The 12,833-nt window shown below is 62.2% G+C and carries 10 protein-coding genes and 1 pseudogene; 7 read left to right on the top strand and 4 right to left on the bottom strand.

The annotated features are described in order from the left end of the window. The first annotated feature begins 329 nt into the window (after positions 1–329). Positions 330–536 (top strand): PLD nuclease N-terminal domain-containing protein, encoded by a 207-nt coding sequence (locus P2T68_RS21635; protein WP_024075047.1) that lies wholly within the window; start codon positions 330–332, stop codon positions 534–536. Positions 537–891: 355 nt separating this feature from the next. Here P2T68_RS21635 and P2T68_RS21630 read toward each other — a convergent pair whose 3' ends face one another. Further along, positions 892–1,677, bottom strand: a complete 786-nt coding sequence (locus tag P2T68_RS21630) for a DeoR/GlpR family DNA-binding transcription regulator (RefSeq protein WP_069076378.1) — start codon at positions 1,675–1,677, stop codon at positions 892–894. 121 nt (positions 1,678–1,798) lie between these two features. Between P2T68_RS21630 and P2T68_RS21625 the strand changes: the two genes are divergently transcribed. Continuing rightward, on the top strand, positions 1,799–2,974 hold the full coding sequence (locus P2T68_RS21625; protein WP_024075049.1) for an alpha-hydroxy acid oxidase: 1,176 nt from the start codon (positions 1,799–1,801) through the stop codon (positions 2,972–2,974). Between the two features lie 177 nt (positions 2,975–3,151). Here the strand turns inward: P2T68_RS21625 and P2T68_RS21620 are convergent, their stop codons facing one another. After that, complete coding sequence (locus tag P2T68_RS21620; protein ID WP_024075050.1) at positions 3,152–4,078, bottom strand: alpha/beta hydrolase; 927 nt, start codon at positions 4,076–4,078, stop codon at positions 3,152–3,154. A gap of 113 nt (positions 4,079–4,191) precedes the next feature. Next, positions 4,192–4,353 (bottom strand): annotated as a pseudogene (locus tag P2T68_RS21615) (diguanylate cyclase); the annotation flags it as partial. A 163-nt stretch (positions 4,354–4,516) separates the two neighbouring features. Between P2T68_RS21615 and P2T68_RS21610 the strand changes: the two are divergent. Further along, the gene (locus P2T68_RS21610; RefSeq protein WP_024075052.1) at positions 4,517–5,104 is read left to right on the top strand and encodes an NUDIX domain-containing protein; all 588 of its coding nucleotides are present in this window, start codon (positions 4,517–4,519) and stop codon (positions 5,102–5,104) included. A 127-nt stretch (positions 5,105–5,231) separates the two neighbouring features. Here the strand turns inward: P2T68_RS21610 and P2T68_RS21605 are convergent, their stop codons facing one another. Beyond that, positions 5,232–6,482, bottom strand: coding sequence for an IS256 family transposase (locus P2T68_RS21605; protein WP_102625793.1), 1,251 nt, complete (start codon positions 6,480–6,482; stop codon positions 5,232–5,234). A gap of 494 nt (positions 6,483–6,976) precedes the next feature. On the opposite strand from P2T68_RS21605, the gene lexA reads away from it, so the two are divergent. Genes lexA through P2T68_RS21585 form a run of 4 tightly spaced genes read left to right on the top strand, consistent with a single transcriptional unit; the run spans position 6,977 to position 12,743 of the window. After that, the gene (gene lexA, locus P2T68_RS21600) at positions 6,977–7,594 is read left to right on the top strand and encodes a transcriptional repressor LexA (RefSeq protein ID WP_024075053.1); all 618 of its coding nucleotides are present in this window, start codon (positions 6,977–6,979) and stop codon (positions 7,592–7,594) included. After that, positions 7,594–8,208, top strand: coding sequence for a translesion DNA synthesis-associated protein ImuA (gene imuA / locus P2T68_RS21595; protein ID WP_024075054.1), 615 nt, complete (start codon positions 7,594–7,596; stop codon positions 8,206–8,208). The genes lexA and imuA overlap by 1 nt, the downstream gene beginning before the upstream one ends. 7 nt (positions 8,209–8,215) lie before the next feature. Continuing rightward, a complete protein-coding gene (locus tag P2T68_RS21590; protein ID WP_150054571.1) occupies positions 8,216–9,628 on the top strand; it encodes a DNA polymerase Y family protein in 1,413 nt (470 codons plus the stop codon). Between the two features lie 43 nt (positions 9,629–9,671). Next, a complete protein-coding gene (locus P2T68_RS21585) occupies positions 9,672–12,743 on the top strand; it encodes an error-prone DNA polymerase (RefSeq protein ID WP_277378255.1) in 3,072 nt (1,023 codons plus the stop codon). The last annotated feature ends 90 nt before the right edge of the window (positions 12,744–12,833 follow it).

The raw sequence follows: 12,833 nt of genomic DNA, 5'->3' as shown, positions 1-12,833 counted from the left end.
TATTAATCAGTTAGTTGAGTATGTTTTATGCGTCGGCTTATCGTGCAGCTTGCATGGTCGGGCCCTCAGCGGGTTGCATTACACCGTCCCTGACTTTCCGGTGTTTGAAGTTCTCGGTGGCCAGGCACTGGAAGATTGCCAACTGGGTTTACGCCTGCAGGGATACCCGGTCGTCCTGAGCGTTTGGCATTTCCAGTAAGAAGGGAGCGGAGGTTGAGTCAGGGGGGCTCCAGTGCGCCATAACCGTTGGGCGTGAGCGGCTGCACGAAATCCGATGGAACCCTCGGGGTAGATGCTTGACCTAATGCATGGACCTCAGGAGGTGAACCATGCAAATTGAATATATCTGGATCGCGTTGGCGGTGATTCTACTGCTGTTGGAATTGTGGGCGATCAATATCGTATTGCGCAGTACCAGTGGCTGGGAGACCAAGGGGCTGTGGCTGGTCATTCTGATTTTCGTGCCGCTGCTGGGGCTGATTGCCTGGGCGATGTTCGGGCCCAAGCGGGAGATGCCGGAGCAGCACAAACAGTAACCTGTGGCGAGCGGGCTTGCCCTAATGCCATTCAGTTAAGCGTACATCGCCTTCTGTAGGAGCGAGGGGGACGCCTAGTTCTTGCTCGCGAAAAACGTCAACGATAACGCGTGTTTCCTGAATGAACGCGGCGCCTGTAAGTTCTTCGCGAGCAAGCTCGCTCCTACAAAAAAGCCTTAACTGAACGGCATTAGGGCTTGCCCCGCGTTGGGCTGCGAAGCAGCCCCAATAAGAGCGCTGCAGTGTGCCAGGCAGCTCCGGGGCAGTTTTTTGGGGCTGCTGCGCAGCCCAACGCGGGGCAAGCCCGCTCGCCACAACGGCCCGTTCGCCACCGTGCTATTGGGTGCCCCTGTTCCTACTCGACCTCGACCCGTATCACTTCCAGCCCTAGCTGCTCATACGCCTCGATACCCGGCACGTGCCATTCGGTAATCAGCGTATGGATACGGTTGCACGGCGCCACCACAAAAGGTTCCACGGCACCGAGTTTGTCCGCCATGGTCACCGCCACCACATGGGACGCGCTGTCGAGCAACGCTTGCTTGACCGCCACTTCATCAAAATGCAGCGAGCTGATGCCGACCTGCGGATGCAGCGCGCACACCCCGGTAAACAGCAGGTCGGCCTTGATGCCCTGGATCAGGCGCACGGTTTCCTGGCCGCTGGTGGACAAGGTCGCAGGGTTGAGTTGGCCGCCGGCGAGGATGATTTTCACCTGGGGATGATCGGCCAGGGCGATGGCGATCATCGGTGACGGGGTGACCACGGTCAGGCGGATCGAGTGCGGCAAGGCCTGGGCGATGCGCAGTGTGGTGGAGCCGGAATCGAACAGCACGATCTGGCCGTCTTCCACACGATCGGCCGCCAGTTGCGCCAGGTGGTGCTTGGCCTCGTTGGTCTCGCCGACACGGGTGAAGAAGTCCTTGCCGCTGTCCTTGGGCCGGGGCAGGGCGCCGCCGTGCACGCGTTGCAACAGGCCGGCCGCGGCCAGTTCGCCGAGGTCACGGCGGATGGTGTCGTGGGAGACGGCAAAGTGTTCCACCAAGTCGGAGGCCGTGACTTTGCCGTCACGTTCCAGCAATAACAGGATCTTTTGTTTGCGCAACGAAGGCAGGTCAACGGCTTGATGGGTGTTGTGCATGTTTGTGCGTCTTTTTGCGTGTTTGTGCGAGATTAGTCGCCTGTCGATATAAACGTAATGGCTGGTTGCGCGGGCGATGGGCGGTTACTCTCGACGTTCAGTTCAGGGAGAGGTGACCCCGATGTCGTTGATCACAACCATCGAAGACTTACGCAAGCTGGCGCAGAAACGTGTCCCCAGGATGTTTTACGACTACGCCGATTCCGGCTCCTGGACTGAGAGCACCTACCGGGCCAATGAAAGCGATTTTGCCCGCATCAAATTCCGCCAGCGTGTGGCGCGCAACATCGATGAGCGCTCGATCCGCGCCACCATGATCGGCCAGGACATGGCCATGCCGGTCGCCCTGGCGCCCACTGGCCTGGCCGGCATGCAGCATGCCGATGGCGAGATTCTCACCGCCCGCGCTGCGGCCGCTTTTGGCTTGCGCTATACCCTGTCGACCATGAGCATCTGCTCCCTGGAAGACATCGCCGAACAGGTCGGCCAACCGTTCTGGTTCCAGTTGTATGTGATGCGCGACCGTGGGTTTATCGAGCAATTGATCGAGCGCGCCAAGGCGGCCGGCGTGGATGCGCTGGTGTTGACCCTGGACCTGCAGATACTCGGGCAACGCCACAAGGACCTGGTCAACGGTCTGTCTGCACCGCCCAAACTGACCCTGCCAAATATCCTCAACATGATGACCAAGCCGCGCTGGGTGATGGGCATGCTCGGTACCAAGCGCCATGGCTTCGGCAATATCGTGGGGCATGTGAAGGGCGTGGCGGACATGAGTTCGCTGTCGTCGTGGACCGCCCAGCAATTCGACCCGCGCCTGAGTTGGGACGACGTGGAATGGATCAAGAAGTGCTGGGGCGGCAAGTTGATTATCAAGGGCATCCTCGATGTGGAAGATGCGCGCCTGGCCGCCAATTCCGGCGCCGATGCGCTGGTGGTGAGCAACCACGGCGGGCGCCAGCTGGACGGGGCTCCATCGAGCATCAGCCAGTTGCCGGCGATTGTCGACGCGGTGGGCGAGCGCATTGAAGTGTGGCTCGACGGCGGCATTCGTTCCGGTCAGGACGTGCTCAAGGCGATGGCCTTGGGCGCCAAGGGCACCATGATCGGTCGTCCGCATTTGTATGGCTTGGGCGCCATGGGCGAAGCGGGGGTGACCAAGGCACTGGACATCATTGCCCGTGAGTTGGACGTGTCGATGGCGCTGTGCGGGTATAACGATATACGCGATGTGAATCGCGAGATTCTGCTGCCAGGGTCCTTTCCCGAAGGGGTAGGCTGCGCAAAAAAATCATAAAAAAGTGAAAAGAGTTGTCCACGAAAACCGTGGGTATCTCTGTGGATAACTTTGCCGGGGCCCGGCAGGGTTGGCGATTTAACCCAAGGTTAATATTTGATCAACTTGTGGCGAGGGCCAGCATGGGCTGGGTTTGCGCTTGACAGGCTCGCGCGAACCCAGTGCCGAAAACCTTTTTTATGACTCGTTATTGCGCCCTGTGGCGTGGGTGACAACCTGTGCCGGCATCTTCGCCCGCATCAGGTTGTCCAGCGCCTGGCGATAGCTGCGGCCGGCCAGGCTCATGCTGTTGTTATGGCTGGCGCCGGGCACCAGCAGCAACCGTTTGGGCTCTTGGGCCGCGTCAAATAGTTGCTGGCTGAAACGCGGGGGCACGTAGCGATCGTCCAGGCCATGGACCACCAGCAGCGGCATATGGATGTCGGCAATCTTGTCGATGGAGTCGAATTTCTGCGAGAGCAACCAGCGCACGGGCAACGACGTGTTCGCCACGGCCGTGGCCACATCCGCCAGGGAGGTGAAGGTGGACTCGACCACCAGCCCGCGCACCGGCAGCGGCGTTTGCCTGCCCAGCTCGGCCGCCAGGTCGATCGCCACCGCGCCACCCAGGGAGTGCCCGTAGATCAGGCGTTTGTTCGGGTCGGGCTGCAACACCTGGAAGCGTTCCCACGCAATGCGCGCGTCCTCGTATACCGTGGTTTCCGAAGGCAGGTCACCGTGGCTCTGGCCAAAACCGCGATAGTCGATAGCCAGCACCGAGAAGCCCAACGCATGTAATTGCTCGATGCGAAACAACTGCCCGGTGAGGTTCCAGCGCACGCCGTGCAGGTACAGGATCGCCGGAGCATCCTTGTGCTCTGCCGGGTACCACCAGCCATGAATGTTCTGCCCTGATTTGAAACGGGTGGGCTTGAGTTCGAATTCCTGCACCGCCCTGGGCAAGCCGCTGTACCAACTGGCGGTACCGGGCTCGATGCGAAACACCAGCTCGCGCTCCTTGTGCTGCAGCACCGAGCAGCCCACGGGTAAACCTACGATCAACAGGAGCATGCACAGCAGGGGAAACCAGCGTAGGCCCAGGCGCGACATAAAACGAGATGACATCGAAGGTTCCAAGGCAAAGGTGAAGGACGGTTTTTAACAGAAGGCTTGTCGGTACAGGAATTAATTCGACAGCCGCGAAGGGCGATTGCTTGCAAAGTGTTACAGCATGGTGCTCAGGCCGTCTCGACCACTTGCACCCGATTACGCCCCCGCGCCTTGGCCAGGTACAGCGCCTGGTCGGCCTGGGACAGCAAGTGCGAAAGGTCATCGCCTGCGGTGCGGGTGGTCACGATCCCGATACTCACGCTGAGGAAGCCCGGTGCGAGCAGGTCCAGGCGGTCCAGTTCATCGCCGCGCTGAGCAGCAATACCCCATTGCCCAGGAGCAGCGCGACAAAGTCCATCCCCACCCCGCGCGCGATTGTAGCGGTATGCGACGCGCTTGACGCTGGTGTTGCCATCACGACATGCTCACGCTCCTTTGAGCTAAGGCCTGACCATGGATAACAGTCCCGTTCGCATCACTGCCGAAGAGACCCTCTCTGACAATTGGTATGTTTTGAAGAAGTACAGCTTCGACCTGCGCCGCCGGGATGGCAGCTGGCAGGCCCAGACCCGCGAGGTGTACGACCGGGGCAATGGCGCGACCATCCTGCTGTACAACCGCACACAGCGCACGGTGCTGCTGATTCGTCAGTTCCGCATGCCCACCTTCGTCAACGATTACCACGGTTACCTGATCGAAGCGGCGGCCGGGTTGCTGGACAACGCCAGCCCAGAAGAGCGCATTCGCCTGGAAGCCGAGGAAGAGACGGGGTATCGGGTGGGGCACGTAGAGAAGATCTACGCAGCGTTCATGAGCCCGGGGTCGGTGACGGAGCGGATTCACTTTTTTATCGGTGAGTACCAGGCGGGGGATCGGGTAGGGACCGGCGGCGGGCTCGAAGAGGAGGGGGAGGATATCGAGGTGCTGGAGCTGGGGTTTGAGCGGGCGCTGGCGATGGTGGCGAGGGGGGAGATTGTGGATGGGAAGACCATTATGTTGCTGCAGCATTTGGAGTTGCGGATGTTGAAAGAGGGCTGGTGAGGAGATCTCGGTTGAAAATGTGGGAGGGGGCTTGCCCCCGATGAGGGAGTGTCAGTGGATGCATCTAGGGACTGTCAGATATTTTGTGTGCGGGCCGGTAATGGCCTGCCGTCAGGCAGGCCATGCTTTACCAGGTTGGCCTGATAAATCGATCTCCGTACAGAATCGCAAATTGATTCATCGCACTTTTCCAGTCATGTGCCGCGGAGCCCCAGTTTGCGGTGATATTGCGCAGTCCAAGCCAGATCAGTTTTGTCGCCGCATCGTCGGTCGGGAAGTGACCTCGGGTCTTGATGATCTTGCGCAACTGAGCGTTGATGCTCTCAATGGCGTTGGTCGTGTAGATCACTTTTCGAATCGCCGGCGGGAACACGAAAAATGGGATCACACGATCCCAAGCGCGGCGCCAGGCAGCCACTACCGTCGGATACTGCTTGCCCCATGGCCCGCTTTCAAACGCATCCAGTGCCTGCTCGGCCGCTTCGGCGGTCACCGCCTGATAGATCGGTTTGAGCGCCTTGGCCAGTTCGCGACGCTTGTCCCAGGCCGCGTAATCAAGACTGTTGCGGATCAGATGAACAATGCATGTTTGCAGTGTCGTGTCTGGAAATACGGCGTTGAGAGCCTCTGGCATGCCTTTCAGTCCATCGGTCACAGCAATCAACACGTCTTCGACGCCGCGTGTCTTGAGGTCGTTGAAAACTTTCATCCAGAACTTGGCGCCCTCGGTATTTTCTATCCAGATGCCGAGAATATCGCGTGTTCCGTCAGGCAAAACGCCCAGGGCCAAGTAAATCGCCTTGTTGCGAACCAGCCCCTCTTCGCGAATTTTGACCCGTAGAGCATCGAAGAAAATAACCGGATACATCGGCTCCAAAGGCCGCTGTTGCCATGCACCGATCTCTGCCATGACCTCGTCGGTTACAGAGCTGATGAAGTCGGGAGAAACGTCAGTACCGTACTGCTCGGAAAGAAACGCTCGGATCTCTCTGACCGTCATTCCACGGGCATACATGGCGATGATCTTGTCGTCGAAACCGGTGTAGCGGCGTTCGTGCTTGGGGATCAAAATGGGCGAAAAACTGCCGTCCCGGTCGCGGGGAATATCCAGTCGGAGCGGACCGTCGCCGGTTAGAACCGTCTTGCCGCTTTTGCCATTGCGCTGGTTGGTTTCATCCTCTGGGCGCTGCGCGCCCGGCGGATAGCCCAAGTGGTGACCTAGCTCTGCACTCAGCGCTCGCTCGATCAAAGCCTTCTTGAACGCCGCAGACGCGTCCTCGATGGCTTCAGCGGTCATCGGTCCATCGGTGAATTGCTCGAGCAGCTCTTTCGGGATTTTCGGCAGCTCTCGCAACGCAGGTTTCTTTTTGGTTGGCATACATGCACCTCTTACTCATGTTATGCCCGAACACAAAATTTCTGACACCCCCTGCATCTATGGCTGACCCACCGCCATCGGGGGCAAGCCCCCTCCCACATTTGGATCTGCATACATCAGGTAAACCTCAATCTGGTTTTGTTCTAGCTTTTTCTGCCTTGGAGCCAACCCGTGCTGTGCCTGGTGTACTCGGTAAAATGTGGGAGGGGGCTTGCCCCCGATGAGGGAGTGTCAGTGGATGCATCTATGGCTGACCCACCGCCATCGGGGGCAAGCCCTCTCCCACATTTGGATCTGCATGCATCAGGTAAATCTGAGTCTGCTTTTGCTCTGGCTTTGGCTGCCTTGGAGCCGACCGGAGTTGTGACTGGTGTACTCGGTAAAAAATGTGGGAGGGGGCTTGCCCCCGATGGCGGTGGATCAGCCACCAGATGCCTCCACTAACACTCCCCCCGACTACCGGCTATTGTCAGAAATTTCCCGCAGGAGTACAAATGTACTCCATGACAAACCTGACCCCCCGCCGTACCGCCATCCTGACCTTCATCCGCGACCGCATCGCGCAGCAAGGCCAACCCCCCAGCCTCGCCGAGATCGCCGAGGCGTTTGGCTTCGCCTCCCGCAGCGTCGCACGCAAACATGTGGTGGCCCTGACTGAAGCCGGCTTCATCGAGGTCAACCCCAACCAGGCCCGTGGTATTCGCTTGCTCAACCAACCCGCCCGCCCCGAATGGCTGGACGTCCCCGTTCTCGGTCGAGTCGCTGCAGGCTTGCCCATCGGCACCGATGCCGAAGTCCACAACCGCCTGCAACTCGACCCTGCCACCTTTGCGAAAACCCCGGATTACCTGCTGCGGGTCCAGGGCGATTCGATGATCGAAGACGGCATCCTCGACGGTGACCTGGTCGGCGTGCGCCGCAGTGCCGAAGCGTTGAACGGCCAGATTGTGGTCGCGCGCCTGGACGGTGAAGTCACCATCAAACGCTTCGAACGTCACGGCGACCATGTCCGCCTGCTGCCCCGCAACCCGGCGTATCAACCCATCGTGGTAGGCCCCGACCAGGACCTGGCTATCGAAGGGGTGTTCTGCGGCCTGGTGAGGCAAGGCTGATGGGCGCCGTCGTAGCACTGGACTCGCTGTTCAATGGCGGCCGCGTCTGGAAGGGCCGGCCCGCCGTGCCTCCGGCCAGTGTGCACCCCACGGGGCTGGCGGCGCTGGATGCGGTGCTGCCCACGGGCGGCTGGCCGGAGTCGGCCCTGAGCGAAATCCTCATGGCCAAGGACGGTGTGGGCGAGTTGCAACTGGTGCTGCCCACCCTGGCGCGCTTATCGGCCGCCGGGGAACGCATTGTGCTGGTGGCGCCGCCCTACACGCCGTACCCCCACGCCTGGCAGAACGCCGGGGTGGATTTGCGTCAGCTTTCGGTGGTCCAGGCCGAAGAGCGCGACGCCTTGTGGGCGGTGGAGCAGTGCCTGCGTTCCGGCAGTTGCGGCGCCGTGTTGTGCTGGCCGCGCAAGGCCGATGACCGGGCATTGCGCCGTTTGCAGGTGGCGGCCGAAACCGGGCAGACCCTGGCGTTTGCCTGGCGCGCCTTGAGCGAGGCGATCAATGCGTCGCCTGCGGCCCTGCGCCTGGCCGTGGAGGCCAAGCCCGCGCAAGTGCGGGTGCTCAAGTGTCGAGGCGGGCTTGCTCATCCGGCGCCGATTGCGCTGGCCGGGCACTGAGGTTGATATGCGCTGGGTGTGTATTGTCTTCCCGCAATTGGCGCTGGACGGGGTGCAGCGCCTGCATCCCGAGGCGGATCAGCCCTTGGCGTTACTGGCCGGTACGCCGCAGCGGCGCGTGTTGCAAACCGTCAACGCGGCCGCCCGTGCATTGGGCCTGCGCCCCGGCCAGTCGCTGACGGCGGCGCAGGCCCTGGCCAAGGGTTTTGCCTGCGCCGAGTACGACCCGGTGGAGATCGAGCGTTGGCAGCAGTTTCTCGCGGCCTGGGCCTACCAGTTCAGTTCCCAGGTCAGTGTGTTCTACCCCCGCGCGCTGCTGTTTGAAATCGAATCGAGCCTGGGGCTGTTCGGGCCATGGCCGCGTTTCGAAGCGCGCTTGCGCAAGGAACTGAACGAGCTGGGCTTTCGTCACCGCATCGTCGCCGCGCCCAACCCGGCGGCGGCGCGCGTGCTGGCCAATCTCTACGATGGGTTGGCCGTAGACGATGACGCCTTGATGCAGGCCCTGGCGCCGTTGCCTATCGACCGCGCCGGCCTCGAGCCGCAGGCCGCCATGGCCTTGTCACGCATGGGACTGCGCACCTTGGCCCAGGTGCAGGCGTTGCCCCGGCATACCCTGGCGCGGCGCTTTGAGGCCAGCGTGCTCAAGCACCTGGATGCTCTTGGCGGATATCGGCCGCTGGCCCTGGCGTTCTATCAACCGCCGGACCGCTTCGATGTACGCATCGAGCTGAACTTCGACGTGCAATCCCACCAGGCGTTGCTATTCCCCTTGCGCCGGCTGACCGGTGACCTGTCGGCTTTCCTCTGCGGCCGCGACAGCGGCGTACAGCGTTTTGACCTGCACCTGGAGCACGCCCAGGCGCCGGACAGCGTGATCAAGGTTGGCCTGCTCAGCGCCGAACGTGAGCCGGCGATGCTCTTCGAACTGGCCCGCGGTCGCCTCGAGCACGTGCAGGTCACGTCACCGGTGCGCGGCTTTCGCCTGGTGGCCCAGGACCTGCCGGTGTTCGTGCCGCAACGCAAGGACCTGTTCGACGACCGCCCGCAGCAGACCCTGCCCTGGGAACAGTTGCGCGAACGCTTGCGTGCACGGCTGGGGGATGATGCGGTGCAAGGCCTGCGTTTTCACGCCGACCACCGCCCCGAATGCGCCTGGCAAGCGGCCGCCGACAGCCGCCCGTGCCCAAGCCTGGACAAGGTGCAGCGCCCCGGCTGGTTGCTCAACGAACCGATCTTGCTGGCCGAGCAGGGCGTGCAGGTCTTGATGGGGCCGGAGCGTATCGAATCCGGCTGGTGGGATGGCGCCGATATCCGTCGCGACTACTACCTGATCCAGACCCGCGCCGGCCAGCAAGGCTGGGCCTACCGCACCGTGGGGCAACACGATGGGTTGTGGCTGCAAGGCTGGTTCGCATGAACCACCGCAGGCTGTCGCCACCTTCCCACCGTGAGCTGCAAGCATGAGCTACGCCGAACTGCACTGCCTGTCCAACTTCAGTTTCCAGCGCGGCGCCTCCAGCGCGCTGGAGTTGTTCGAGCGGGCCAAGCGTCAGGGCTACAGCGCGCTGGCGATCACCGACGAGTGCACCCTGGCGGGTATCGTGCGGGCCTGGCAGGCGGCTAAGGCGGTGGAGTTGCCGTTGATTATCGGCAGCGAGATGCGCATTGAAAACGGCCCGAAGCTGGTGCTGCTGGTGGAAAACCTCAGCGGCTACCAGCACTTGTGCCGTTTGATCACCCTGGCCCGACGGCGGGCGGAAAAGGGGCGCTATCGCCTGCTGCAAGAGGACTTCGAGCAACCCCTGCCTGGGTTACTGGCGCTATGGGTCCCCGCAGACAGCGACACCCAGGCCTCGATCCAATGGTTGCGCCGCACCTTCGCCGAGCGCCTGTGGCTGGCGGTGCATCTGCATTGTGGCCAGGACGATGCGCGCCTCCTGGAACAACGCCTGCACCTGGCCGCCAGCCTGCAACTTCCCGCAGTGGCCTGCGGCGATGTGCATATGCATGCGCGCGGCCGCCGCGCCCTGCAAGACACCATGACCGCCATCCGCTATCACGTGCCGGTGGCCGAAGCGGGTACGCGGTTGCACCCCAATGGCGAGCGGCATTTGCGCAGCCTGGAGGCCTTGGCCGCGTTGTACCCGCAAGCCCTGCTTGACGAAACCCAGGCGATTGCCCGCCGCTGCACCTTCGACCTCGGCCAGTTGCGCTACCAATACCCGCGCGAACTGGTGCCCGAAGGCCAAAGCGCGAAAACCTGGCTGCGCACCCTCACCGAAGAAGGCATTGCCCAGCGCTGGCCAGAGGGTGTCGACGCCAAGACCTTGCAGCAGATCAACCACGAGCTGCAGCTGATCAGTGAGCTGGGTTACGAAAGCTATTTCCTCACGGTGCATGACATCGTGCGCTTCGCCCGTAGCCGTTCGATCCTGTGCCAGGGGCGCGGCTCGGCGGCCAACTCGGCGGTGTGTTTTGCTTTAGGCATTACCGAGATCAACCCGAGCCTGATGAACATGCTGTTCGAGCGCTTCCTGTCCAAGGAGCGCAATGAGCCGCCGGACATCGACGTGGACTTCGAACACGAACGCCGCGAAGAAGTGCTGCAATACGTGTTCCAGCGCTATGGCCGTACGCGCGCGGCCCTCACGGCGGTGGTCAGCAGTTACCACGCAGCCGGCGCGGTGCGCGACGTGGCCAAGGCCCTGGGGTTGCCGCCCGACCAGGTCAACGCCCTGGCCGAATGCTGCGGGCGCTGGAGTGATGAGGCACCGCTGCTGGAGCGCCTGCGTGAAAGTGGTTTCGACCCTGAAAGCCCAGCGCTGCGCCGGGTACTTACGTTGACCCGGCAACTGATCGGCTTCCCCCGGCACCTGTCCCAGCACCCCGGTGGTTTCGTGATTTCCGAACACCCGCTGGATACGTTGGTGCCGGTGGAAAATGCCGCCATGGCCGATCGCACGATCATCCAGTGGGACAAGGATGACCTCGACGCCGTCGGCCTGCTCAAGGTGGATATCCTCGCCTTGGGCATGCTCAGCGCGATCCGTCGTTGTTTCGACCTGCTGCGCCGCCATCGCCACCGCGACCTGTCGTTGGCGACGATCCCCAAGGAAGACCCGGCCACCTACGCAATGATCAGCAAGGCCGACACCATCGGTGTGTTCCAGATCGAGTCGCGGGCGCAAATGTCGATGTTGCCCCGGCTCAAGCCGCAGAACTTTTATGACCTGGTGATCGAGGTTGCCATCGTGCGCCCTGGGCCGATCCAGGGCGGCATGGTGCATCCGTACCTGCGTCGGCGTAACAAAGAAGAGCCCACCACCTACCCGTCGCCGCAGCTCAAGACGGTGTTGGAACGAACATTGGGCGTGCCGCTGTTCCAGGAGCAGGTGATGCAAATCGCCATCGTCGCCGCCGACTATACCCCCGGCGAGGCCGACCAGTTGCGCCGTTCCATGGCCGCCTGGAAACGTCACGGCGGGCTGGAACCCCATCAAGTGCGCCTGCGCAACGGCATGCTGAAAAATGGCTACAGCGAAGCCTTTGCCGCGCAGATCTTCGAGCAGATCAAGGGCTTTGGCAGCTACGGGTTCCCCGAGTCCCACGCGGCCAGTTTCGCCTTGCTGACCTACGCCAGTTGCTGGCTCAAATGCCATGAGCCGGCGGCGTTCGCCTGTGCGCTGATCAACAGCTGGCCCATGGGGTTCTACAGCCCGGACCAGATCCTGCAGGACGCCCGCCGCCATCGCTTGCAGATTCGTCCGGTAGACGTGCAGGCCAGTGACTGGGAGTGCAGCCTGGAACCCATCGACGGCCAGCAACCGGCGATCCGCCTGGGCTTGCGTATGATTTCCGGGTTTCGCGAAGAGGATGGGCGGCGTATCGAAGCGGCCCGCCAGCACCGCGCCTTCAGCGATGTGGCCGATCTCGACGAACGCGCCGGGCTGGACGCCCGCGCCGAGGCCTTGCTGGCGGGTGCCGGTGCCTTGCGCGCGTTGGCCGGCAACCGGCACCAGGCACGCTGGGATGTGGCGGGGGTGCACAAGCAACTTGGGTTATTTGCCGGTTTGCCCAGCCCCGATGAAGCGCGGGTGGCGTTGCCGGTGCCCACGGTGGGGGAGGACTTGCAGGCCGATTACGTCACGGTCGGCACCACCCTAGGCCCCCATCCGTTAGCGTTGCTGCGTGATGAGCTGCGCAAGCGGCGCTGTCGCAGCTCGAACGAACTGCTGGCGGTGGAGCATGGGCGCAATGTCAGTGTCGCCGGGCTGGTGACCGGTCGCCAGCGCCCCGGCACCGCCAGCGGCGTGACCTTCGTCACCCTGGAAGATGAGTTCGGCAATCTGAACGTGGTGGTGTGGCGCGATCTGGCAGAACGCCAGCGCGCAGCCTTGGTGAATTCGCGGCTACTCAAGGTGGACGGGCGCTGGGAAGCGGTGGGCGAGGTACGGCACCTGATCGCCGGGCGCCTGACCGACCTGACGCCGCTGTTGGACGGCATTCCTGTGCGCAGCCGGGATTTTCACTGAGGGGAGTTGCCCAGTTCACGACGGATGAGCTATATGCAATGAAACGATTTATTACAGTCAGGCTCCAAGTTTTTATCAGTGGAACTGCAC

Origin of the sequence: Pseudomonas sp. G11 (assembly GCF_029457515.1) — a bacterium.
Lineage (GTDB): Bacteria > Pseudomonadota > Gammaproteobacteria > Pseudomonadales > Pseudomonadaceae > Aquipseudomonas > Aquipseudomonas gorinensis.
This window is presented reverse-complemented; position numbering and strand designations above follow the sequence as displayed.